This is a genomic window from Cellulophaga sp. Hel_I_12, assembly GCF_000799565.1.
Lineage (GTDB): Bacteria > Bacteroidota > Bacteroidia > Flavobacteriales > Flavobacteriaceae > Cellulophaga.
Genome location: NZ_JUHB01000001.1, coordinates 3,781,068 through 3,804,906, shown reverse-complemented (window position 1 = coordinate 3,804,906; position 23,839 = coordinate 3,781,068). Strand labels below are relative to the sequence as shown.

General features: G+C 35.9%; 22 protein-coding genes, 2 tRNA genes and 2 rRNA genes. 15 read left to right on the top strand and 11 right to left on the bottom strand.

Annotation, left to right across the window (positions count from 1 at the left end; genetic code table 11):
• Positions 1-44 precede the first annotated feature (44 nt).
• The 4 genes from GQ45_RS16555 (at position 45) to GQ45_RS16540 (ending at position 5,630) form a co-directional block, all read left to right on the top strand.
• Positions 45-1,736 carry a M23 family metallopeptidase gene (locus GQ45_RS16555; protein WP_047419700.1) on the top strand — a complete coding sequence of 564 codons (1,692 nt, stop codon included), beginning with the start codon at positions 45-47 and terminating at the stop codon, positions 1,734-1,736.
• Complete coding sequence (locus tag GQ45_RS16550) at positions 1,737-4,184, top strand: carboxypeptidase-like regulatory domain-containing protein (RefSeq protein ID WP_047419698.1); 2,448 nt, start codon at positions 1,737-1,739, stop codon at positions 4,182-4,184.
• Between the two features lie 130 nt (positions 4,185-4,314).
• Positions 4,315-4,962 (top strand): hypothetical protein, encoded by a 648-nt coding sequence (locus GQ45_RS16545; protein ID WP_047419696.1) that lies wholly within the window; start codon positions 4,315-4,317, stop codon positions 4,960-4,962.
• 47 nt (positions 4,963-5,009) lie between these two features.
• Positions 5,010-5,630 (top strand): hypothetical protein, encoded by a 621-nt coding sequence (locus GQ45_RS16540; RefSeq protein ID WP_047419694.1) that lies wholly within the window; start codon positions 5,010-5,012, stop codon positions 5,628-5,630.
• A gap of 436 nt (positions 5,631-6,066) precedes the next feature.
• Here GQ45_RS16540 and GQ45_RS16535 read toward each other — a convergent pair whose 3' ends face one another.
• Positions 6,067-7,215: a cysteine desulfurase family protein gene (locus tag GQ45_RS16535; protein ID WP_047419692.1), complete on the bottom strand. Its 1,149-nt coding sequence runs from the start codon at positions 7,213-7,215 to the stop codon at positions 6,067-6,069.
• A 167-nt stretch (positions 7,216-7,382) separates the two neighbouring features.
• Here GQ45_RS16535 and GQ45_RS16530 point away from each other — a divergent pair, with 167 nt between their 5' ends.
• Positions 7,383-7,892, top strand: a complete 510-nt coding sequence (locus GQ45_RS16530; protein ID WP_047419689.1) for a hypothetical protein — start codon at positions 7,383-7,385, stop codon at positions 7,890-7,892.
• Here the strand turns inward: GQ45_RS16530 and GQ45_RS16525 are convergent.
• Together GQ45_RS16525 and GQ45_RS16520 are read right to left on the bottom strand one after the other, a co-directional pair.
• On the bottom strand, positions 7,882-8,433 hold the full coding sequence (locus GQ45_RS16525) for a Smr/MutS family protein (RefSeq protein WP_047419678.1): 552 nt from the start codon (positions 8,431-8,433) through the stop codon (positions 7,882-7,884). The genes GQ45_RS16530 and GQ45_RS16525 overlap by 11 nt on opposite strands.
• Positions 8,423-8,617: a hypothetical protein gene (locus tag GQ45_RS16520; RefSeq protein ID WP_047419676.1), complete on the bottom strand. Its 195-nt coding sequence runs from the start codon at positions 8,615-8,617 to the stop codon at positions 8,423-8,425. The genes GQ45_RS16525 and GQ45_RS16520 overlap by 11 nt, the downstream gene beginning before the upstream one ends.
• Before the next feature lie 232 nt (positions 8,618-8,849).
• On the opposite strand from GQ45_RS16520, the gene GQ45_RS16515 reads away from it, so the two are divergent.
• From GQ45_RS16515 to GQ45_RS16505, 3 genes are read left to right on the top strand one after another with little or no spacing between them, the layout of a single operon-like run.
• Positions 8,850-9,152, top strand: coding sequence for a DUF2752 domain-containing protein (locus GQ45_RS16515; RefSeq protein ID WP_047420569.1), 303 nt, complete (start codon positions 8,850-8,852; stop codon positions 9,150-9,152).
• Positions 9,153-9,175: 23 nt separating this feature from the next.
• Positions 9,176-9,502, top strand: coding sequence for a CCC motif membrane protein (locus GQ45_RS16510; RefSeq protein WP_047419674.1), 327 nt, complete (start codon positions 9,176-9,178; stop codon positions 9,500-9,502).
• Between the two features lie 13 nt (positions 9,503-9,515).
• Positions 9,516-9,830: a CCC motif membrane protein gene (locus tag GQ45_RS16505; protein ID WP_047419672.1), complete on the top strand. Its 315-nt coding sequence runs from the start codon at positions 9,516-9,518 to the stop codon at positions 9,828-9,830.
• 76 nt (positions 9,831-9,906) lie between these two features.
• On the opposite strand, the gene rocD is transcribed toward GQ45_RS16505, so the two are convergent.
• A complete protein-coding gene (gene rocD, locus GQ45_RS16500) occupies positions 9,907-11,193 on the bottom strand; it encodes an ornithine--oxo-acid transaminase (RefSeq protein ID WP_047419670.1) in 1,287 nt (428 codons plus the stop codon).
• 224 nt (positions 11,194-11,417) lie between these two features.
• Between rocD and rlmD the strand changes: the two genes are divergently transcribed.
• From rlmD to GQ45_RS16485, 3 genes are read left to right on the top strand one after another with little or no spacing between them, the layout of a single operon-like run.
• Positions 11,418-12,827 (top strand): 23S rRNA (uracil(1939)-C(5))-methyltransferase RlmD, encoded by a 1,410-nt coding sequence (gene rlmD / locus GQ45_RS16495; protein WP_047419669.1) that lies wholly within the window; start codon positions 11,418-11,420, stop codon positions 12,825-12,827.
• 19 nt (positions 12,828-12,846) lie between these two features.
• On the top strand, positions 12,847-13,347 hold the full coding sequence (locus GQ45_RS16490; RefSeq protein WP_047419666.1) for a DUF6452 family protein: 501 nt from the start codon (positions 12,847-12,849) through the stop codon (positions 13,345-13,347).
• On the top strand, positions 13,328-14,095 hold the full coding sequence (locus tag GQ45_RS16485) for a DUF6048 family protein (protein WP_047419664.1): 768 nt from the start codon (positions 13,328-13,330) through the stop codon (positions 14,093-14,095). The genes GQ45_RS16490 and GQ45_RS16485 overlap by 20 nt, the downstream gene beginning before the upstream one ends.
• Before the next feature lies 1 nt (position 14,096).
• Here GQ45_RS16485 and GQ45_RS16480 read toward each other — a convergent pair whose 3' ends face one another.
• Both GQ45_RS16480 and GQ45_RS16475 read right to left on the bottom strand, forming a co-directional pair.
• Positions 14,097-14,330 carry a hypothetical protein gene (locus GQ45_RS16480; RefSeq protein ID WP_052188314.1) on the bottom strand — a complete coding sequence of 78 codons (234 nt, stop codon included), beginning with the start codon at positions 14,328-14,330 and terminating at the stop codon, positions 14,097-14,099.
• 3 nt (positions 14,331-14,333) lie between these two features.
• Positions 14,334-15,500, bottom strand: coding sequence for a class I SAM-dependent RNA methyltransferase (locus GQ45_RS16475; RefSeq protein ID WP_047419663.1), 1,167 nt, complete (start codon positions 15,498-15,500; stop codon positions 14,334-14,336).
• 75 nt (positions 15,501-15,575) lie between these two features.
• Between GQ45_RS16475 and GQ45_RS16470 the strand changes: the two genes are divergently transcribed.
• From GQ45_RS16470 to GQ45_RS16460, 3 genes are all read left to right on the top strand, one after another.
• Positions 15,576-16,247, top strand: coding sequence for a ZIP family metal transporter (locus GQ45_RS16470; protein WP_047419662.1), 672 nt, complete (start codon positions 15,576-15,578; stop codon positions 16,245-16,247).
• Positions 16,248-16,676 carry a DUF4268 domain-containing protein gene (locus tag GQ45_RS16465; RefSeq protein ID WP_047419661.1) on the top strand — a complete coding sequence of 143 codons (429 nt, stop codon included), beginning with the start codon at positions 16,248-16,250 and terminating at the stop codon, positions 16,674-16,676. It abuts the gene before it with no gap.
• 131 nt (positions 16,677-16,807) lie between these two features.
• A complete protein-coding gene (locus GQ45_RS16460) occupies positions 16,808-19,012 on the top strand; it encodes an Ig-like domain-containing protein (protein WP_047419660.1) in 2,205 nt (734 codons plus the stop codon).
• A gap of 116 nt (positions 19,013-19,128) precedes the next feature.
• Here the strand turns inward: GQ45_RS16460 and GQ45_RS16455 are convergent, their stop codons facing one another.
• The 3 genes from GQ45_RS16455 to GQ45_RS16445 form a co-directional block, all read right to left on the bottom strand.
• Positions 19,129-19,761, bottom strand: a complete 633-nt coding sequence (locus tag GQ45_RS16455; protein WP_047419659.1) for a hemolysin III family protein — start codon at positions 19,759-19,761, stop codon at positions 19,129-19,131.
• Between the two features lie 124 nt (positions 19,762-19,885).
• A 5S ribosomal RNA gene (rrf, locus tag GQ45_RS16450) occupies positions 19,886-19,997 on the bottom strand.
• 250 nt (positions 19,998-20,247) lie between these two features.
• Positions 20,248-23,085, bottom strand: a 23S ribosomal RNA gene (locus GQ45_RS16445).
• A gap of 142 nt (positions 23,086-23,227) precedes the next feature.
• Between GQ45_RS16445 and GQ45_RS18325 the strand changes: the two genes are divergently transcribed.
• Entirely contained in the window at positions 23,228-23,353 is a 126-nt protein-coding gene (locus GQ45_RS18325) for a hypothetical protein (RefSeq protein WP_255352028.1), read from the top strand.
• On the opposite strand, the gene GQ45_RS16440 is transcribed toward GQ45_RS18325, so the two are convergent.
• Together GQ45_RS16440 and GQ45_RS16435 are read right to left on the bottom strand one after the other, a co-directional pair.
• Positions 23,327-23,400: transfer RNA gene (locus GQ45_RS16440), tRNA-Ala, on the bottom strand. The two genes, GQ45_RS18325 and GQ45_RS16440, sit on opposite strands and share 27 nt — an antisense overlap.
• 228 nt (positions 23,401-23,628) lie before the next feature.
• A tRNA-Ile gene (locus GQ45_RS16435) sits at positions 23,629-23,702 on the bottom strand.
• Positions 23,703-23,839: the final 137 nt, after the last annotated feature.

The window sequence follows — 23,839 nt, the reverse complement described above, 5'->3', positions numbered from 1 at the left end:
TTCAAAATGTATTAATTACTTTCGTAGCCCAAGTATTTATAATTATGAAGAAAGTCTTATTCGGTTTATTACTGGTTGGCATAAACGCTATTAGTGCACAAGATAATTATCCACAAGACGCTTTTAACTCTCCTTTAGATATTCCCTTAATTTTATCAGGTAGCTTTGGTGAATTACGAAGCAACCATTTTCATTCTGGGATTGATATCAAAACACAGCAGCGTGAAGGCCTAAAAACCTATTCGATAGCTGAAGGTACCATCACAAGAATTAAAGTTTCTATTTGGGGCTACGGCAAAGTAATTTACATTGCTCATCCCAATGGATACACTTCAGTGTATGGGCACTTACAAAAATTTTCTCCAAAAATTGAAGCCTACATCAACAAACTACAATACGAAAAAGAATCTTTCGAGGTCGAAGTTTTTCCTGACTTTGGGGCTTTAACCGTCGAAAAGGGGGAACTAATTGCTTATACGGGAAATACTGGAGGATCATCTGGACCTCATTTACATTTTGAAATTAGACAGAGTGCTTCTGAAAAACCTACAAATCCATTATTATACGGATATGATGTTAAAGATGGTAGTAGCCCGGTTTTGACCAACCTATATGCCTATCCTTTAGACGAAAATAGCGTTGTTAACCAAAGTAATGACAAAGTTCAACTTCGCTTTTCTAAACAAAGTGATGGTAGTTTTTTGGCAGATAAAGTAGTGGCCACAGGAACAATTGGTTTCGGTATTAATTCCTTTGACCGGCAAGATTTGGCGACAAACCAAAATGGACTGTTCAAAGTACAACAACTTGTCAATGGAAAAGTGTATACCGCGTATGATCTAGAATCGTTTTCGTTTGGAGAAACTCGGTTTATAAATACCTTAATAGATTACGAGTATTTTGCCAAAAATCGGCAAAGAATTCAACGTTTGTACAAAACACCTCCTAACCAGATGAGTATTTACAAAGAAGTATATAATGATGGTAAAATTGATGTTGCAGAAGGTTTGAGTTATACCGTTGAAATACTGATGAAAGATATTAAAGACAATACGACCAAAGTGGTTATTCCGGTAGAAGGCAAATTTCAAGATGTAAAAGTTGTAAAGGATGAAAACAAAACTGCTAATTTCTTGATGGCAAAAAAGCCAAACAGCTACGATTTAGGTATCGCTCAAGTGTATTTTCCAGCCAATACTTTTTATGAAGATTTTTATATCGATTTACGACAAGGAGACGACACCGTAACCATTCATAATAGTACTGTTCCTGCACATCAAAATTTCACAATTACTTTTGATACTTCTAAATATCCTCAAGAAGAATTAAATCAACTTTTTATTGCCCGTTTAGATAGTAGATCTAGACCTAGCTATACGTCTACCTACAAAAGAGGTACTGTTTTTTCTACGAGAACAAGAGACTTAGGTACCTACACGCTGGCAAAAGATACCGTAGCTCCAAAAATACGAGCCAATAATTTTAAAGAAAAACAATGGCTTAGTAATTACAGCTATTTAAGCTTGACCATAACAGATGATTTAAGCGGTATCGATACCTACCGTGCCACCTTAAACGGACAGTGGATTTTAATGGAATACGAACCTAAAAAAAATGTCCTTATCTATAATTTTGATAACTATATTTTAAATGAAAAGGAATGTAATCTCGAAGTCATCGTTACTGATAATGTCGGTAATAGTACTACCTTTAAGAGCACTTTCTTTAGAAAATAGATGTTACAGAGTTTAAAACTGTCTTTTTTTTTACTAGTCCCCATTTTTCTAAATGCGCAAACGGCTGTTATTACAGGTGTTATTTTAGACAGCAACAATCAGGCCTTGGCTCAGGTAAATATTAGTTTTGGCGCTACTGGAACAAGCTCGGATGCTTCTGGTTTTTATCTCTTAGAAATCCCTGCCGATCAAGAAATAACCATTACTTTTTCGCATGTTGCGCATAAAAACATTGTTCTAAAAAAGTTTTTACTTTCAACCAATGAAACCTTTGAATTTAACCCCGTCTTTAAAAAAAACACGACCCAAATAGATGAAATAACAATTTCAGCCACCGGAGAGCGACAAGTGGCTGCCATCACCACTATTGCTCCCGAAATTATCAGACAAATACCTGGTGCCAATGCCGGGGTTGAAAATATATTGAAATTGCTCCCAGGTGTTTCCTCCAGCAATGAATTGAGTACCCAATACAATGTTCGCGGTGGTAATTTCGATGAAAATTTGGTCTATGTAAATGAAGTAGAAGTGTACCGCCCGTTTTTAATTAGAGCTGGACAGCAAGAAAGTTTAAGTTTTGTAAATAGTGATATGATTCAACAGCTTAGATTCTCTGCAGGAGGATTCCAAGCCAAATACGGTGATAAATTAGCTTCGGTTTTAGATATTACCTACAAAAAACCCGTCTCCTTTGGGCTTAAAGTAGATGCAAGTTTAATGGGTGTCAGCACCACTTTAGAAACGAGAAGTAAAGACAAAAAGTTAAGTTCGCTTACCGGGGTTCGCTACCGAGATATCAGCCATTTAATTAATAGTCAAGAAACGGTTACCAACGTTCAACCCAAGGTTATTGATATTCAAACCTATGAAAGTTATCAATTTTCACAAAAATTTACTTTGGGGTTTTTAGGGAATCTCTCTTTAAATAATTATGTAAACGAGCCCAAAACACGGGTTACAAATTTTGGTACTCTTAATAACCCAAGGCGAGTTTCTATTTTTTATGCAGGTAAAGAAAATAACCGGTTTAATACCGCTCTAGCGGCACTAAAAGCTACGTATTTTTTAAACGACAAAATAACTTTAAAATTCATTCCCTCTTTATTTCATACTGTAGAACAAGAGTCATCCACGATTATAGCACAGTATGAAATAGAAGATCTAGACAATAGCTTTGGTGATGCTAGCACTAGCAAAAAATTGGGAACTCAACTAAATAATGCACGTAATACTTTAGATGCTTTGCTTTTTAACCTAGCACATAAAGGAAATTACACCAAAGAAAATACGACTATTGATTGGGGTGTAAAATATACGCACGAAGATATACGAGATCAAATAAGGGAGTCAGAGTTTTTAGACTCTTTAGGTTTTTTTGTACGACCAAGTTCCCCTGCATTTATAAATAACCAACCTGAAGTTTCTTTTAATGCGCCCATTGAAGCTTTAGAAAGTATACAAGCTACCAATTTTGTAAAGACGAACCGGTTTTCTGGGTATCTACAATACAGCCAACAAACACAATGGCATTCGAATGAAATTTATTATAATTTTGGGTTTAGAAGTCAGTATTGGAACGTGAGCTCCCAAGCAAACCAAGGAAATTCGCAGCTGGTTTTTAGCCCTAGAGCACAATTTGCACTAAAGCCTAACTGGAAAAAGGATTTGTTTTTTAAACTAGCTTTAGGAATATATCACCAACCTCCTTTCTACCGAGAACTACGAGATGCTACTGGTGCAGTCAATGTGAACGTAAAAGCGCAAAGAGCCTTCCATACGGTAGTCACAAACGAATATAGTTTTAAACTTTGGTCGAGTCCGTTTAAATTAATTAGTGAATTGTACTATAAGGACTTAAGAAATGTAAATACCTATACAGTTGAAGATGTACGGTTGCGTTATGTTGCGAATAACGATGCCACTGCTTATGCATATGGCGCAGACATTAGAATGACTGGTGCTTTTGTGCCGGGTACAGAATCATGGATAAGTTTAGGCTATCTAAAAACGGAGGAGAACAGTACTAATAGAGGTTATATTTCAAGACCTACGGATCAGCGTTTTAAAGCGGCGATATTATTTCAGGATTACATCCCAACTATTCCTGATGTAAAAATGCATCTTAACCTAGTTTATCAAACAGGCGTTCCTGGAGGCTCACCCCATAATGCCGATCCTTATATTTTTCAAAGCAGATTACGCGATTATAAGCGTGCAGATTTGGGAATTTCATATACTTTTGTAAATGAAACCAAAAAAGTTGCAGAAAATAGCTGGTTAAAGGGTTTTAAAGAACTTTCTGCTGGCTTTGAACTATTTAATATGTTTAACACACAAAATTCAATCAGCAATACTTGGGTTAGAAACATTGACACTAAAGAGCAGTTTGCAGTACCCAACTTTTTAACTAGTCGAATTTTAAACCTGAGGGTCAGGATGCAGTTTTAGAAAAGTTTATAGCCTACACCATTAGCAGTAGCTTAAAAATTTTATTAAAATTTGATAGAAATAAACATTTTAGCGACCTAATAGTAAAGCCCATTCAGTTGCTAAAAAAAAAATAAACGAATACCTATAGATGAAAAATATTTGTACACTTTTACTCTTACTCACTACGACATTGCTCGTTGCTCAAAAAGATATTTACGAAAGTCCACGATTTGATGAACTTTCTAAAAATCACAAAGAATTAGCGATTTTGCCATTTTTCACGCATCTTGATTTAAAAGAAACCCTTTCAAAAGGCGAAAAAAAAGCCTTAGAAGAAAAAGAAGGCTATGCGGTACAAAATGCATTGGAAATTTATTTTCTACAACCTAAGAAGAAAAAGAAGTTTACCGTAGACTTTCAAAATACAAAAAACACCAATGCCATACTCGCACAAAATAATATCACTTATGACAATATTGATATTTATAGTATCAAAGACTTGTGTAAACTTTTAAATGTTGATGGGATTATAAGTGGAAATACCGATTTGAATATCTTATTATCTGATGGTATCCCTACTGAATTTAGCTTTGTTGATTATATTTTAGGGGATGCCAATTATGGCCGTATCGGTATTAAAATTAGCGATGGTGATACTGGAAAATTACTTTGGCGCTACGAAAAGAAAATCACTAAAAAATCTGGAAAAAACACCCAAGATTTAATTGATGTAATGATGAAACAAGCTACTAAAAAGTTTCCGTATGATAGGGAGCGCGTGAGAAAGGGAGTCTAGGTGTTTCTTAGTTCCTTGTTGTAAAACATTTTGAAAAAAAATATTGAATGAATAAGATTTTAAAAATTAACGACAAGATATTTTATGTGTTGTTAATTATTATATTATTATTTGCTTTCGAACTCTATGTATTTGAGTTTTTTGACAAAACAGTTTCATTAACATATTTTTTTGGATATGCGTTTCTGTTTTTTCTTTTACCATTACTATTGTTATCAATTTTAATTTTTCTTTTCTCAAATTTTAAAAAATATGGTTTTATAGAAGGATTAAAACAATCAAGTATTAAAATATTTATACTAATGATTGGTGCACTTTTAACCTGGGGAATAGTAGAATATGGGTTTGATAAAAAAAATAGGATAAATGTAAAAATAACTAACGAAACCGAATTTGGAATATCAAATATTACTTTAATCGGACGGAATGCAAATACTAAAATTGACTCTTTAGCGCCAAACAATTTTCAGACCGTAATTTTCAAAGGGAAAAATATAAATTATAAAACAGAAAACGATTATGAAAATGAAATCAGTTTACTGTATTATTACGAGAACAAATGGAGAGAAAAGAAAATATTAAGAGGATTTAGTAGATGGCGAGTAATTAGAAAAGATTGGAATATTAGAATACATAGTGGAGATTCGATTGAAATAGAAAGTGAATAAAAAACGTTTTACAACAACACCTATAAGTAATGCGGGTTTTGGTATTAAAACCAATGGTTTGTGTATATTTCTGTGTCCGCAAAATCTTTAGGATTTTGCTCTGATGAAAAAAAATTAAAACAAAACAAAAAGCTTTTGCTAAGTGCTCAGACGGAAACAAAAAGGTTTCCTTGCTTCCGCACTACTCATAGCTAAACCGTTATAAATAGGCCCCCAGAATTAGAAAAAAAAGTATTTAGGTAGCAGAGCAGTGGGCAGGTTAAAGCAGGGGAGCTAGTATAAAACAGAATAAAAGGCAGTAAAAAAATCACCAATGAATTTGGGTTGATTTCCTATTTGAGATCCAAATAATGGTAGGATCGTAAAAAATTGAGCTGTAGGGATTAGAATAAGACTGCTTTCTGGTCTAAAATACGTACTGCCTGCGGAACACTGATTACTGATTACTAAAAACTACCAATTCGTTAATCACATAGGCTAACTCTTGCTTGGTGGTGTCTTTTGAAAATGAAAAACGTATGGATGGTTTTTTCATTTCTTCTTCGCTTAATATTTCGGTGAGTACATGTGATCCTAAACTGCTTCCTGATTGGCATGCGCTCCCTTTAGAACAGGCAATCCCTTTAATATCTAATTGAAATAAAAGCATTTGTGATTTTTGCCCATCGAAAGGCAATCGAACATTTACCAAGGTATAGGTACTTTTTTCTAAATCACCCGAGTGCCCATTAAAGACCACCTCAGGTAGAACCGCTTTGAGTTCATCGATAAAATATTTTTTTAAATCTAACACATAAGCCTGCTCTTGTGCTAAATTTTCGTTGGCCGCAATAAATGCCTCCTCTAAACCAACTATATTATGAAAAGCCTCGGTTCCTGCTCTAAAACCTCGTTCTTGAGAGCCTCCCACAAGAATGGGTTGTATCCTTAAATTTCGTCTAACAAAGGCAAATCCGATGCCTTTAGGACCATGAAATTTATGAGCGGCCGCGGTTAAAAAATCGGCCTGTATTTTTTGAACATCAAAAGCATAGTGCCCTAAAGATTGTACCGTGTCCGAATGAAAAAGTGCCTGGTGTTTTTTGCAAAGTTCCACCACCGCATCCATATCCAAAAGATTACCAATTTCATTATTGATATGCATTAAACTCACTAGCTTTTTTGTATCGTCTTGTTGCAGCAATGCTGCTAAATGCTCTAAATCAGGGTTCCCGTACGAATCCAAACCTACATAACAAACTTGAATGTTATATTCCTTTTCGAGTAATTCAACGGTATGTAAAACTGCATGATGTTCTATTTTAGAGGTAATAATCGTTTGTACTCCTAAGTCTCGTACAGCACATCTTAAAATCATATTATCAGCCTCAGTACCACCAGAGGTGAAAATTATTTCCGAAGGGTGTGCATTCAAATATCTAGCAATTGTTTTCCGGGTTTTTTCAATGGCCGTTTTTGCCGAACGACCAAAACTGTGGGTAGAGGAAGGATTACCGTAACATTCTGTTAGGGCTTCTTGCATTTTCTGAATAACACTAGCCCTTACTTGTGTTGTGGCTGCATTATCTAAATAAACTTTTTGCATACTCTTTGAGTTTATAAAAGGCTGTAAAATTAAAAGAATTAAAGTTAATATATCATAAATTGAGGCTAAAGCTGTAGGAAATTAAAGTTTAAATCTCGTAAATTTGAAAATCTTTTAGTTGCTGTATTTCAATTGCTTATTATGGTCATTTTTTTAAATCTATTGTAATGAATAAATTTTTTAGCCTTATCCTCTTTGTTTTTATGTTTTCATGTGATGATGGTGATTTACAGATTGAGACTTTAGATTTTAATGATGCAAGCTTACAAACTTGTGGTACTGTTGCTATTGCTCAAAATAACGTCTTATTTAAATTAAATACGAATGAAGCCTTAATTATGAATTTAGGCCCTAATACACTAAAAAACGAAGTAGGTGCATTTGTTATTGAAATTACAGCCAGTACGAGCACCCAAGTGAGCTATCGTATTTTTTCAGATACCGCTACAAAAAACTACTTCTGTGATATCGTTCCGCCAGTTTCACCTACCGTCGTGGAAGAAATTATTGCTTCACAAGCTACAATTGCAGTGACTACTACAAATACAGGGACCGCTACGGAACCTATTTTTTCGCATCAAATAGAAATCACTAAAATTACTTTACAGACTGCATCTGGACAACGCATTACCGACTTAACTTTAAACGAGTTCGGAACGGTAACTACTACGAATTAATGTGCTGATAAATATAGACTTCTGTAGCTCCCAAACCGTATTTTTGGTAGTCAGCATCATAATACTTCACATTATCATACCTGCCAAACAGATACTGTAACTCTTCTTTGAGAACACCTGCCCCAATCCCGTGAATAAAAACTACTTTTTGAATACGTTTCCGGATGGCAAACTCTAACTGACGCTTAGCAGTGTCTAATTGAATATTTAACATGTCTGAATTAGACATCCCTCGCTCGGAGGGTACTAATTGGTGAATATGTAAATCAACTTCCATTTTTGGAGCCGTACGCTCTTTGGGCTTTACAACTGGGAGGTTTTTACGTTTCCCTATGGCCTTTTCAGCTTTAATTTTTGCCACTTCAAAATTAGAAACTGTAAGATTTCGGTCTTTAACGATTTTTATCAAATCATTTTCATCATACACTAACAAAAAACCATCATCACTTAAAACGGTGATTTTTTTACCATTAATTTTTTCAACAACACCTGTAATGGTATCATCCATCGCCTCTACCCTATTGCCAATATCAAAGCTCATGATTTTCTTCTTTAATTTCTTGATCCTTAAGGGTCCAAGAAGTACTTGCTTTATACACGCCGAACATCAAAATAATGATCCCTAGGGCTAAGGCATATTCTTTCTCCACATAAACAGGTCCAAACCCCATGAGTAAGGCTCCAGTGATGATGAATAGCAAATAAATGATTTGTTTTGTTTTCATGTGTGTATAGCTAATATTTTTTATGGGTCACATGTTGTTCACCGATAATCATTCCTCTGGAGGATTACGATTTTAGCATGCTCGTATCATAAAGCAAAAATGAAACTAAAATATTGTTTTACAAATACTTACAGCGTATTCGCTAATTATTTTCTAAATTAATGCCTATAATGGGCTTTCATTGGTTAAAAATAATAGTATTTTTCGGCAAAAGAATTTATTTTTACTTAAAATGCAGTTAATATCACTATTATTTTTAAGGATGGATGAATACATGCTCCCCTGCTTTAGCAAGCAAATTTTTGGCTTAGATTGCCCCGGCTGCGGTATTCAACGTTCAGTTTCCTTCATACTTCAGGGAGAATTTGTAGCTGCTTTTAAAATGTACCCTGCCATTTATTCTTTACTATTATTACTAGGATTTTTACTATTTGATAATTTTTATAAAATAAAAAACAGCAATAAAATAATTATAACTTTGACTTCAATAACGGTCATCTTAATTTTAACCAATTATATTTTAAAATTTTTCTAACAATCAACTAAACCCTTTAAATTATGGAACAACAAAAATTACCAAATGCAACAATGATCATCGTACTAAGTATCGTTGGTTATCTATGCTGCTGTTTAGCAGGTTTGGGTATTATCCCCTCTGCTATCGCTTTAGTAATGGCAAATAAAGCACAAAAACTAAACAATGAAAATCCAGAACTATACGATAATTATAGTACCATTAAAACAGGTAGAATTGTCGCAATTATAGCGGTAGCCTTAAATGTTATCATGATTGTTCGTTGGATTTATGTAGTAGCCACAGGAGGTTTCGATTCTTTCCAAGAGCAGTATGACGAAATGATGAGGCAGATCGAAGCAGCCCAATAAAACCCAAACAAAGATGCAACAACAACCCTTACCAGGCGCTAGTAACGCACTGACTTACGGAATTTTATCTATTGTATTGACCTTATTTTGTTGTGGTCCTTTTGGAGCCATATTCAGTTTTATAAGTTTGTCTAATGCAAAAAAAGCAGAACGTATGTATGCGGACAGTACGGGGCAATATGCCGGAATCGAAAATGTAAAAACAGGTAAAGTTTTGTCGTATATAGGGCTTGCCTTAGCAGCGATTTATCTACTTTTTTCCTTACTCTATTTTGGTGTCATAGTGGCCTTTATCGTTGCAGCGGCCTCTGAAGGAGGTGCTTATTAGCTGCAATCAACTACGTAATTAAAAACCCCGAAACATGTTGTATGTTTCGGGGTTTTTAATTACCTAAATTTAGAGCTTACTTTTGTTTTTCAAACGCCTCTAAGGTAGTTTTTATGATGCGCACACAATCTAACAACTGATCTTTAGTCATGACTAGTGGTGGTGCAAAACGTATGATATTTCCATGCGTTGGTTTGGCTAACAAACCGTTTTCTTTTAAGGCCATACAAATATCCCATGCCGTTGAGCTCTCTTCTGTATCATTGATAAGAATAGCATTCAAAAGTCCTTTTCCACGAACAGCATTGACTAGGCTACAGGTAGGAATAAATGCATTTAATTCTGCTCTGAATAATTCCCCTAATTCGAAGGCATTTTGGGCTAGTTGCTCATCTTTTACGACTTCTAAAGCTGCAATAGCCACCACAGCCGCAATAGGGTTTCCACCAAAAGTACTACCATGATTTCCAGGTCTAATCACATCCATAATGGCATTGTTCGCTAATACCGCAGATACAGGATAGGCACCTCCCGAAAGGGCTTTACCCAAAATTAAAATATCAGGTTTTACCTCTGGTATTCCACTGCAGTGTTTGTCTGGACAACTACAATTACCACATGTAGCTAATAAGCGACCTGTTCTTGCAATTCCCGTTTGTACTTCATCAGCAATAAATAACACATTATATTTTTCGCACAAGGCCTTTGCTTCCTTTAAATAATTATCGGAAGGCACGTAAACCCCTGCTTCTCCTTGAATAGGCTCTACCAAGAAACCTGCAACATTTTCATTCTCTCGCAAGGTTTTTTCTAAGGCAACTACGTTGTCGTATTCAATTCTAATAAAGCCCTCTGTATAGGGTCCAAAATTTTTACGAGCAACGGCGTCATTCGAAAAAGAAATGATGGTCGTTGTTCTCCCATGAAAATTATTTTCACAAACAATGATTTGTGCGCTATTTTCTGCAATTCCCTTTTTTTCGTAGGCCCATTTACGGCAAATCTTTAAAGCTGTTTCTACGGCTTCAGCACCTGTGTTCATGGGTAACAACTTATCGAATCCAAAGGTTTCGGTGGCATATTTCTCGTACTTTCCTAACACATCATTGTAAAATGCTCTGGAAGTGAGTGAAAGCGTTTTTGCTTGTAATACCATAGCATCCACAATTTTTGGATGGCAATGACCTTGATTTACGGCGGAATAGGCCGATAAAAAGTCGTAATACTTTTTTCCCTCAGCATCCCATACATGAACACCTTCTCCTTTACTTAATACTACAGGCAACGGATGGTAATTATGAGCTCCGTGCTTTTCTTCTAATGCAATCGCATCTTTAGAACTAATTTTCTCTAAAACTGACATTAGTACTTATTTTAAAAATAAAAATTTAGCAATTCCTTCTGTACCTTTATCCTTTCGTAGTTACGAAAATTCAGCGTGGGAGAGAAATCATCCTTGTAGAACCATAAAAATACAAAATCTTTCAGGATTCCAAAATTATTTAGAACACTACTTTTCCAATAATTTATAGGTTTTAAAATCATAAACATTCCGCTAATTATCGAAAAACATCCTATTTTTGCGCTATGCGTAAAAAAAGTAATAGAACAGTTTTTGAGAAGGTCACTGTAGTGGATGCAGGCGCTAAGGGAAAAACTATTGGAAAAGCTCCTGATGGGCGTGTAATTTTTTTAAACAATGCTGTACCTGGTGATGTTGTAGATGTACAAACCACCAAAAAGCGCAAAGCCTATTTTGAAGGTAGCGCTATTAATTTTCACAGCTTATCCGACAAAAGAGTAACACCTGTCTGCGAGCATTTTGGAACTTGTGGGGGTTGTAAATGGCAAGACATGGGCTATGAACATCAACTGTTTTACAAACAAAAAGAAGTTGAAAACAATTTACGAAGAATTGGTCATCTTGAACTACCTGAAATAAGTCCAATTTTAGGCTCAAAAAAGCAGTATTTCTATAGAAATAAAATGGAATTCTCGTTTTCTGATAGTCGTTGGTTGTCCTTGGATGAAATAAATTCTAAAAAAGAAATTACAGATAGAAATGCGCTAGGCTTTCACATTCCGGGAATGTGGGATAAAATTTTAGATATTAAAAAATGCCATTTGCAAGAAGATCCATCAAATGCCATCCGCTTAGAGACTAAAGATTTCGCCATAAAAAATGACTTGTCGTTTTTTAACCCTAGACATCAATTTGGCTTATTACGCACCATGATGATTAGGACGGCATCAACGGGAGAAATCATGGTATTGATTCAGTTTTTTGAAAATGATACGGAAAAAAGAGAATTGCTTTTAAATCATTTAGCCAAAACGTTTCCAGAAATTACCTCCTTATTATATGTAGTAAATCAAAAACAGAACGATACCATTTATGATCAACATATCACTTGTTTTGCAGGAAGAGATCATATTTTTGAAGAAATGGAAGGCTTAAAGTTTAAAATCAACGCAAAATCATTCTATCAAACGAACTCTCAACAAGCTTACGAACTCTATAAGATTACTAGAGATTTCGCCGGTTTAACAGGAGAAGAAGTTGTGTATGATTTATATACCGGCACAGGTACCATAGCACAATTTGTCGCTAAAAAAGCCAAAAGAGTCGTCGGTATTGAATCTGTACCTGAAGCGATCGCAGATGCAAAAGCCAATGCCATTTTAAATCATATTGAGAACACTACTTTTTTTGCTGGTGATATGAAACATATTTTCAATTCAGAATTCATAAAGCAACATGGCACACCAGACATTATCATAACAGATCCACCACGTGATGGTATGCATAAGGATGTCGTAGAACAAATCATTAAAATAGCGGCTAAAAAAGTGGTTTATGTAAGTTGTAATAGCGCTACACAGGCTCGTGACCTTGAAATGCTGAAAGAAATGTACAGGATAACAAAAACACAAGCTGTTGATATGTTTCCGCAAACACATCATGTTGAAAATGTTGTACTTTTGGAAAGGCGATAGGTTTCTAGATAAAAGGTATATGAAGAAAATTATATTTATAGTAATCCTTATCATTATTTTCATTGGGATTAACTCTTGTGAAAAAGATGATATCTGTGTGGATGGAACCACACCGTTATTGGTGATACGATTTTATGATAATGCGACGGATACGGAGACTTTAAAAGCACCTCAAAATCTAAGAATTAAAGGACAACTTGAAGGAGTTACTTACGGAGCAATTATCCCGAATACGGCTGCAGATTCTATTCAACTTCCGCTAAAGATTGATGCCATCAGCACTACATTTAGTTTCACCACAAATACGACCACTGATGCCGTGAACGATAATGAGGATGTCCTTACTTTTGATTATTCGACAACAGAGGTTTTTGTATCAAGAGCCTGCGGATTTATTGCTAATTACCAAAATTTATCAGAGCGCTTAACGACAGATTCGAATAATTGGATAAAAAGAATTGAAATTGTAAAAGATACTATTGAAAATCAAAATGCTGCCCATGTCAAAATATTCCATTAGTATTTGTCTTTTTTTAATGGTTTCTTTCGTTTGGTCACAAAGTAAACCTATAGATCTACAACCCAAAGATACGGTACCAAAAACACAAAAATACGGACTCAGAGTTGGGGTTGATTTAAGTAAAATAGTACTTTCAACTTTAGATGAAGACTATACTGGACTAGAATTAGTCGGTGACTACAGACTCAAACAAAATTTATTTGCAGCAGCAGAATTAGGAAATGAAGAACTAACAAAACAAGAAGATGTATACAATTTCACTACCTCTGGTAGTTACCTTAAATTGGGTGTTGACTACAATGTATATGAAAATTGGTTTGGTATGAATAATTTAATTCATGTTGGTGGTCGATATGCTTTTAGTACGTTTAGCAATACCTTAAATAATTATCAAGTTTTTAGCACCAACAGATATTTCGAAAACGAACAATTCGCATTTGGTTCTGATATTGCTGAAGAATTTAGTGGTTTAAATGCTTCTTGGATCGAGGCTGTTATTGGCACTAAAGTGGAGTTATTTTCTAATATATACTTAGGAGCAAGTGTTCGGCTAGGGCTATTAATTACCAATAAGGAAGATGATCGTTTTCCTAACCTCTGGATTCCAGGCTTCAATAAAGTAACCGATAACAGTAAGTTTGGCGCTAGTTATAACTATTCCTTAAGTTATTTTATTCCGCTTTACAAGAAGAAAAAAGAGGCTAAAAATACCAAAAAAGAGAACGAAAAAACACCTCCTAAAGAATAGCTTAAAAGGTTTTAAACCCTTTTACAAACAACCATTTCATCACTAATTTAGTACCTTCTTTTGTTTTCATGACCATAAATTTAGGCGCTAAAATCATGGTTAAAATTGCCGCAATGATAGATTTTATAATGCTTGCTGCGGCCAGATACTCCACGATAAAATAACGCATCCCTAAAAACAGTAGCGTAAAACTTATAAAATTAAAAACTAAGGCTTTGTTTTTTAAGTTCATCATGGATTAGCCTTCTGTGTTGTTATATTTTGCCTTTTTACTCCCAGCATACATCACATATTTCACGAGTCTAGATTCTAAGTGGCTATTAAATACTTTAATTTTCCGTGATGGTCGTAAACCTACATGTTTTAAGGCTTCTAAATTCGAAGTGATTAACCAAGCATCAGTACCCGCATAAAATTGTTTTAGGGTATCCCCAATACTTTTGTAAAACTCTTCCATCTCTATGTCTAAACGCTCTCCATAAGGTGGATTAAATAAAATATGCAAATGACTATCCACCGTTTTTTCAGTTTCAAAAAAATTGAATTGCCCGACTTTTATGTAATCCGATAAGTTGGCATTTTCAATATTATCTTGAGCCTTTTGTATGGCTGAAGGGGCTTTATCATAACCTGCAATTTTAAAATGAAACTCACGTGTTTTGTTTAAACAACTCTCCACAATTTTTTGGAACAATTCTTCATCGTAATCTTCCCACTTTTCAAAAGCAAATTCTTTTCTATTTATATTCACTGGAATATTGCAGGCAATCATAGCGGCTTCAACCAAAATAGTTCCACTACCACACATAGGATCCAAAAAATCACATTGACCATCCCAACCACTTAATAATAATAATCCCGCAGCTAAGACCTCGTTAATAGGTGCAATATTGGTGGCTGTTTTATAGCCTCTTTGGTGTAATGATTTCCCGGAAGTATCTAAAGCAACATTACAATGGTCATTTTGAATATGAATATTTATTCTAATATCTGGAAACTTAATATCTACATTAGGCCTTTCACCATCGGTAGCCCTAAATTTATCCACAATGGCATCTTTTACTTTTTGTGATACATACAGGGAGTGGGTAAAATTTTCAGAGTTTATTGTGGTATCGATGGCAAACGTGGTATCCACAGTAAGATAGTCACTCCAATCAAAGGCATATATCTTTTTGTACAAGTCTTCCTCGCTAGTCACTGTGAAGGAGTGAATCGGTTTCACGATTTTTATAGCGGTACGTAGGCATAAATTTGCCTTGTACATAAAACCCTTATCACCTTCAAAACTTACACTCCGATTACCTTCTTCGATGTTTATTGCGCCCAGCTTTCGTAACTCTTTTGCCAAGACTTCTTCAAAACCAAACATTGTCTTGGCCACCATTTTAAAATTATTCTCCATACCTATCTAAAAGATTACCACAAAAATACGCTAATTTTATCCCCTTAAAAAATTTATAAAAATCTAAGAATAAAAATGAACTATTTACTACCCATCTTGGCTGTTTTGTTAAGTTTTGTATTTGTTTACCTAACGAAGCCCAAAAAGAAAGAAGGAATAAAATTACTACTCGCTTTTAGTGGTGCATTTCTTTTAGCCTTAACCATTTTTGAGCTTTTCCCTGAAATTTATGAAAATGGAAATACAAAAACTATGGGTGTTTATGTCATGTTAGGGATCTTGCTTCAGATATTTCTCGAATTTTTTTCCAAAGGTGCTGAGCACGGCCATGTACACGTCAATAAAGAAAAAAGTGAGTTTCCATGGCTTTTATTTATTAGTTTATCCCTACATTCTATTTTAGAAGGTGTACCCATAGACCATCACCACACTATGCTATACGGCATATTAATCCATAAAATTCCAATCGCTATTATCCTAAGCATTTTTTTAATTAGTTCAAAAATAAAATTTATCAACGCCTTATTGTTTATGGTTTTGTTTTCGATCATGACACCGATAGGAACTTTTTTGGCTAGAAATGTTGACTTTTTAGCTACTATATCCTCTCAATTAAATGCCGTTGCTGTTGGTGTTTTTCTCCATATATCAACCGTAATATTATTTGAAAGCTCTGAAGGGCATAAATTTAATCTAGGTAAATTGATAGTAATTATCATAGGAGTAACTATCGCATATTTTTTATAAATGTTCAGTAGAAGTGAAGCTAAAAAATTAAGAGAAGACTTTTGGATTGCTTTTGGCAAATCATATCCACGTAAATGGATATTATATAACACTAAAATTAAAGATTTCTCTTTTAAATTCTATTTTGATACTACAAGGGCAATGGTTTCTTTAGATATAGAAAGTAAAGATTTAGAAAAAAGAATTGAGTTATGGGAAAAAGTGATTTCTTTAAAGGCCATACTCCTTGAAAATTATCTTCCCGAGGCTCAGTTTGATGAATATGCGCATGTAGAAAATCAAACTGAACTATCCAGAATTTATGTCGGTTTAGATCAGGTTTCTATATACAATAAAGACACCTGGCAGAAAACGATGCTATTTCTGTATGAAAATATGCTAAAGTTTGAAACGTTCTTTGAAGATTTTGAAGAAATATTTCTAGATTAGAATATAAAAAATTCCAATTATTATTAACTTACTACTCTAATTTTTTGCATCATTTAGATCAATATCTTATAAATCAATATCTTAAAAATAAGATACGGTATTCAAAATGATTTTAGATTCAATTTAATTACATGAAAAAATACACTACTTCTCTTTTACTGGCTTTTTTATTTGGATTTTTATTTTCCTGTTCTTCTGATTCAGAAAATAAAGAAGTGCCCGATATAGTTGCTCCGGATTTAGCATTTTCAATTGCTGGATTTCCAAAATCGAATACATCTCCAATTATTGTTAGCAAAAGTTTTGAAATAAACATAAATGCAAAAGATGAAGGTGGAATATCAAAAATTGAGGCATTTATTAATAATGAAAAAGTTGGAGAAGATTCAACTGCTCCTTATTTAATCAATATTGATGTATCAACATTCACTTCGAAAATAGCAAATTCACAGAAATATAAAGATTATGTTTTAAAAGTGACCGCTACCGACAAAAACGAAAATAGTACCTCCACAGAACAGATAATTTATATAGATAATGAAATTCCAACAATTTCAGCAGTATCAATTTTAGAAAATTCTATACTAAATGGCGATTTAAACGAGGTTAGTTTTACTGTAACCGATAATCAAGAAGTAGTTGCTATCACGGCTTTTTTAAATGAAACTGAACTCCCCATTGTGGAAGGAGATACACTTAAAATAAACATTTCAACATTAAATTTAACAGATGGCCCAAATACCTTAAAAATTGAGGCAATTGACAATGCTAAAAATACAACCTCATATACTGTAAATTTTATCTCTGATAATACAGGACCCGAAATTAAACTCAATAGCTTGATTGAAGGCCAAATTATAGATGAGGCAATTACCCTAAATCCTATTATAACTGATGCATATTCAGAGATCGACAGCCTTAGAATTTCGATAAATGACAGTATAATCTTTAAAGGCTTATATGCTAATGAAATAAATTATAATCTTGATCCAGAAAATTTTGCAATTGGAGAAAACGTTCTAAATATAGAAGTAAATGATAATCTTGATAATAAAACTACATATTCCATTAGGTTAATGATTCATCGGAGATTATTAAAAATAACCTTAGAGAATGGGACAATTAACCCTAGTTACGCTAAGTTTTATGTTTTTGCTTCTGATACAAATGGAGAACTATTAGATATTAAAGAAGCTACTATTTCAAGTACCGAATTGATTCTAAATACAGCTGCCGATATTGATAAAACTGCCGAGTTTATGATAACTTTTGCAGGATTCTCAAGTGGATATGCTGACTTTAGTACTCTATCAACTATTCAAAACATTACAAGGGATAACCTTAAATTAATTAATCTTAAAACCCCAAAAAGAGAGTCTGTCGTTAACAATAAACATTATAAGGTTATTAATAATCAAAACGATATTGAAATTAACGGTTACGGTTCTTTTTATAATTCAAGCTATTTTCCTGAAAATGATAGCCTGCATGTTGAAACAAGGGAGTTGATTAATTCTAATATTGTACATTCAGATAAAATTTATCTGAAAAGTAATAATTACAATAATAATGTCTATAGTTATTTGCTTTTAGATGCACCTTTGCCTGATGATAATTTTATCATAGATTATTCCAAATTTATTTCTGATGGAGTAGAAAAACGTTTTTACGATGCACCATTTACAATGTCTGACAATGGTAAATCAACAATCCTAACACTGTTTGGTTATTTAAACGAAGCTGACTTTAATCAAGAATCGGGTCATTTATTATGGAATCAGGGAAAGGCTTTAAGTTCTAATTTTAACCCGAGTAATGGAATATTATACAGTCTTGACACTCAATTTACTTATTACCGTTATGAGTTGCAGTTAGAGGATTATTTCACTAAAAGAATCGGCACACCCCTACCCTATTATTCATATCCAAATTGGAGTATCGATTTTATACAAAATGGGAATAATATTCAAATTAATTCAACCGGAATGGAACATACTAATGGTAGCATTTTTTTAGAAAATTCAGACGGTATAAATGATATTTACAGATGGAATATAATATTTAATAGCCAAACAACTTCTACTGTTATTTTACCAAAAATACCGAACGAATTAAACTCTTGGAACATTAGTCAATCATATAATACAAATAATCTTGATGTACAACAAGTTGCGTTAAAAAGATATGAAGGTATAAATAGTTATGAGGCATATTTAATCCATTCAATAAAACCTAATTTGAGTAGTCGTAAAACAACAGATTTTATGGAAACTATATTTAAAAACCCAACCTATAATGTATATAGAGATATTGAAGATTTATTTATTATTTATTAGACATTTATAATGTTTATTCTAACTATCCATAAGAGAACTATATTTCTTTTAAAAGCTTCTATTCTTTTAAGTAGAATTATCCCGGTTCTAATGGAATAGAAATTAAGGTTGTTTTTTTAAACCACATCCATATAAATAAATAACCAATGGCTCATACTCCCTCCTAAAACGAATAAGTGCCAAATAAAGTGGTTATAGGGTATTTTTCTAATCGCATAAAAGAGAATTCCAACAGTGTAAAAAGCGCCACCAAGCATCAATAGGTTGATCCCTAAAGTAGTCGTTGACGCTACTAAATTTTGAAAATCAAAAACGATCAACCAGCCCATTATTAAATACAATAACAGGGAAAAAAATTCGTATTTACCTGTGAAAAATAGCTTTAAAATTGTTCCTAAAAAGGCAATTCCCCACACGACATAAAAAATAAGCCAGCCGTTACCATCAATTAAGGTAATTAATGCTACGGGTGTGTATGTACCTGCTATTAAAAAATAGATGCTGATATGGTCTAAGATGCGAAATTTCTTTTTTAAAGGAGGATTTGCAATGGCATGATAAGCCGTTGAAGCCGTATATAATAGTACAATTGAAAAAGAATAAATGACAATTCCCGTCATAGCAAAAGCACTTTTGTCAGTGTTTTGTTGTAACAGTAAAAAGAAACCGGCTATACCTAATAGAATTCCCAAAGCATGAGACGCTGTATTTAGTATTTCCTCTTTTTTATACCTTGATATAGTTGACATGCAAAGAATTTAGGATGATAGACGAACAAAAATAAGGAACTAATTTAAGTAATGCGTCAGATGATCTAGTAGCCTAGTCTAAAACAAAAAAAGTCCTTCATATTACTATGAAGGACTTGATTAAAAAAGGCGACGACCTACTCTCCCACTTGGTATAGCAGTACCATCGGCGCTGATGGGCTTAACTTCCCTGTTCGGAATGGTAAGGGGTGGACCCCATCGCCATGGTCACCTTAAACTTTCAGTTGGGTCTATTTTAATTCTTTAAAACAAGACCAACAACACTATTTTAATTACTTTGACTACTCACTAGCATGGTTGCTGAGCGTAGCCGAAGCATAACATATTAAAGGGACAAAATGGGTGCTAATAGCACTCACAAAAAACACTAGTGTATAATTTAAAGTAAACTACGATTAATTTTAATTGTTTTTACAACCAAAGCTGTAAAAGGATTTTCCACCCCCTTAGTTAAAAGGGGGTTTGTTGTGCAAGCCTATGGGCTATTAGTATCACTCGGCTACAGACATTACTGCCCTTATACCTATGACCTATCAACGTAGTCATCTCCTACGGCCCTTTAAAGAAATCTCATCTTGTGGCTGGTTTCGCGCTTATATGCTTTCAGCGCTTATCCAATCCCGACATAGCTACCCAGCAATGCTCCTGGCGGAACAACTGGTGCACCAGCGGTCAGTCCAATTCGGTCCTCTCGTACTAGAATCAGATCCACGCAAATTTCTAACGCCCGCAGTAGATAGAGACCGAACTGTCTCACGACGTTCTGAACCCAGCTCGCGTGCCACTTTAATGGGCGAACAGCCCAACCCTTGGGACCTTCTCCAGCCCCAGGATGTGACGAGCCGACATCGAGGTGCCAAACCCCCCCGTCGATATGAGCTCTTGGGGGAGATCAGCCTGTTATCCCCGGCGTACCTTTTATCCTTTGAGCGATGGCCCTTCCATGCGGAACCACCGGATCACTATGCTCTTGTTTCCAACCTGTTCGACCTGTATGTCTCGCAGTCAAGCACCCTTGTGCCATTGCACTCTACGTACGATTACCAACCGTACTGAGGGTACCTTTAGAAGCCTCCGTTACTCTTTTGGAGGCGACCACCCCAGTCAAACTACCCACCACGCACTGTTCCCTAGTTATAGGGTTAGGCCCTAGACAAGCAAAGGCTGGTATTTCAACAATGACTCCACAACGCCTGGCGACGCCGCTTCAAAGTCTCCCAGCTATCCTACACATTACTTGCCCAGAACCAATACGAAGCTATAGTAAAGGTGCACGGGGTCTTTTCGTCCCACTGCGGGTAACCGGCATCTTCACCGATACTACAATTTCACCGAGCTCATGGCCGAGACAGTGTCCAGATCGTTGCACCATTCGTGCAGGTCGGAACTTACCCGACAAGGAATTTCGCTACCTTAGGACCGTTATAGTTACGGCCGCCGTTTACTGGGGCTTCAATTCAATGCTTCTCCTTGCGAATGACATCTCCTCTTAACCTTCCAGCACCGGGCAGGTGTCAGGCCCTATACTTCATCTTACGATTTTGCAGAGCCCTGTGTTTTTGATAAACAGTCGCCTGGACCTCTTCACTGCGGCCCTCCCAGAGGGAGGGCGACCCTTCTCCCGAAGTTACGGGTCTATTTTGCCTAGTTCCTTAGCCATGAATCTCTCGAGCGCCTTAGAATACTCATCCCAACCACCTGTGTCGGTTTACGGTACGGGCTGCTTCACTTGTTTTTCTCGGAGGATGTTACGCTGGATTATCAACTTTGCCGAAGCATCATCGTACTATCGGGGTGTCACCACTCCCTTCAACGTAGTATTCCGTCACTACGCACCAACACCACATCCCCGTCACTTTTAGCGTGAGCAGGTAGCAGAATATTAACTGCTTGTCCATCCACTACCCCTTTCGGGTTCGCGTTAGGTCCCGACTGACCCCCAGCTGATTAGCATAGCTGGGGAAACCTTGGTCTTTCGGCGTGCGGGTTTCTCGCCCGCATTATCGTTACTTATGCCTACATTTTCGTTTCTATGCGTTCCAGCAAACCTTACAGTTCACCTTCAACACACATAGAATGCTCCCCTACCCCTTTGTACCGTGTACAAAAGCCATAGCTTCGGTGGTATACTTATGCCCGATTATTATCCATGCGGAATCGCTCGACCAGTGAGCTGTTACGCACTCTTTAAATGAATGGCTGCTTCCAAGCCAACATCCTGGCTGTCAATGCAATTCCACCGCGTTATATCAACTTAGTATACACTTGGGGACCTTAGCTGATGGTCCGGGTTCTTTCCCTCTCGGACATGGACCTTAGCACCCATGCCCTCACTGCTGCAAAACATTTTATAGCATTCGGAGTTTGTCAGGAATTGGTAGGCGGTGAAGCCCCCGCATCCAATCAGTAGCTCTACCTCTATAAAACTATTGCAACGCTGCACCTAAATGCATTTCGGGGAGTACGAGCTATTTCCGAGTTTGATTGGCCTTTCACCCCTACCCACAGGTCATCCCAAGACTTTTCAACGTCAACGGGTTCGGTCCTCCACTTTGGGTTAACAAAGCTTCAACCTGCCCATGGGTAGATCACACGGTTTCGCGTCTACTACTACTAACTATGGTCGCCCTATTCAGACTCGCTTTCGCTACGGCTCCGATTCTTAAAATCTTAACCTTGCTAGTAAAAGTAACTCGTAGGCTCATTATGCAAAAGGCACGCCGTCACAGATTGCTCCGCTCCGACCGCTTGTAAGCGTATGGTTTCAGGATCTTTTTCACTCCGTTATTCACGGTTCTTTTCACCTTTCCCTCACGGTACTGGTTCACTATCGGTCTCTCAGGAGTATTTAGCCTTACCGGATGGTCCCGGCAAATTCATACAAGGTTTCACGTGCCCCGCACTACTCAGGATACCACTATCAATAACGTCCTTTACTTATACCGGGCTATCACCGTCTTTGGCCCCTCTTTCCAAAGGGTTCTAATTCATCGCGCATCAAATGTCGTGGTCCTACAACCCCAATATTGCCGAAACAATATTGGTTTGGGCTAATCCGCGTTCGCTCGCCACTACTAACGGAATCACTTTTGTTTTCTCCTCCTCCGGCTACTTAGATGTTTCAGTTCACCGGGTTTGCTTCTCTTTCAAGATACTATACCTTCAATATAGTGGGTTGCCCCATTCGGATATCCGCGGATCACAAGTTGTGTGCACCTCCCCGCAGCTTTTCGCAGCTTATCACGTCCTTCTTCGCCTCTGAGAGCCTAGGCATCCCCCATACGCCCTTTTCTAGCTTGTCACTAGTCCTTTATTCTAATTTATTAAAACATACTCCAGTATAAATACCAAAGCACATCATTTCGTACTTTACTCTAATTTATTTTTTGTGTTTCTTTGTGTTTACTATATCCCTGAAGATAATAGTAAATCACTTTGTCCCAATATGTCAATGAACATCGCGAGTCGCGATAGACAATTATACCATCTATACGCTCACATGCAATACGCCAGAGATAAATTAATATCTCCGGGCATTGCCCGGTGGAGAATATCGGAGTCGAACCGATGACCTCCTGCGTGCAAGGCAGGCGCTCTAGCCAGCTGAGCTAATCCCCCAAATTTAGTTTTGAGTTATTAGTTTTGAGTTTTAAGTTCTATGTTCTAGTTAATTTAAAACTTAACAACAAACACTTAAAACCAAGCCTCTCAACTTCTAAAATTTCCTTTCAATAATTTTTACTCTAAGAACGTTTATTCGCCATATGCTTTACGCTATATGCAATACGCTGTTTTAGCCTATCGCTTAAAGCTTACTGCCTAAAGCATCGAGCTTTGCTCGATTTGTAGTCTCAGGCAGACTCGAACTGCCGACCTCTACATTATCAGTGTAGCGCTCTAACCAGCTGAGCTATGAGACTCTCACTCTTGAACCCTTTAACAGATCCTCTCAATAACTTATATAACATACTAATAAGACAGCGATAAAATTAAAGTAAACAATAACTCAAAAATACAAGGGCTAGATTCTTCTAGAATTCATCTATAGGATGCTTTT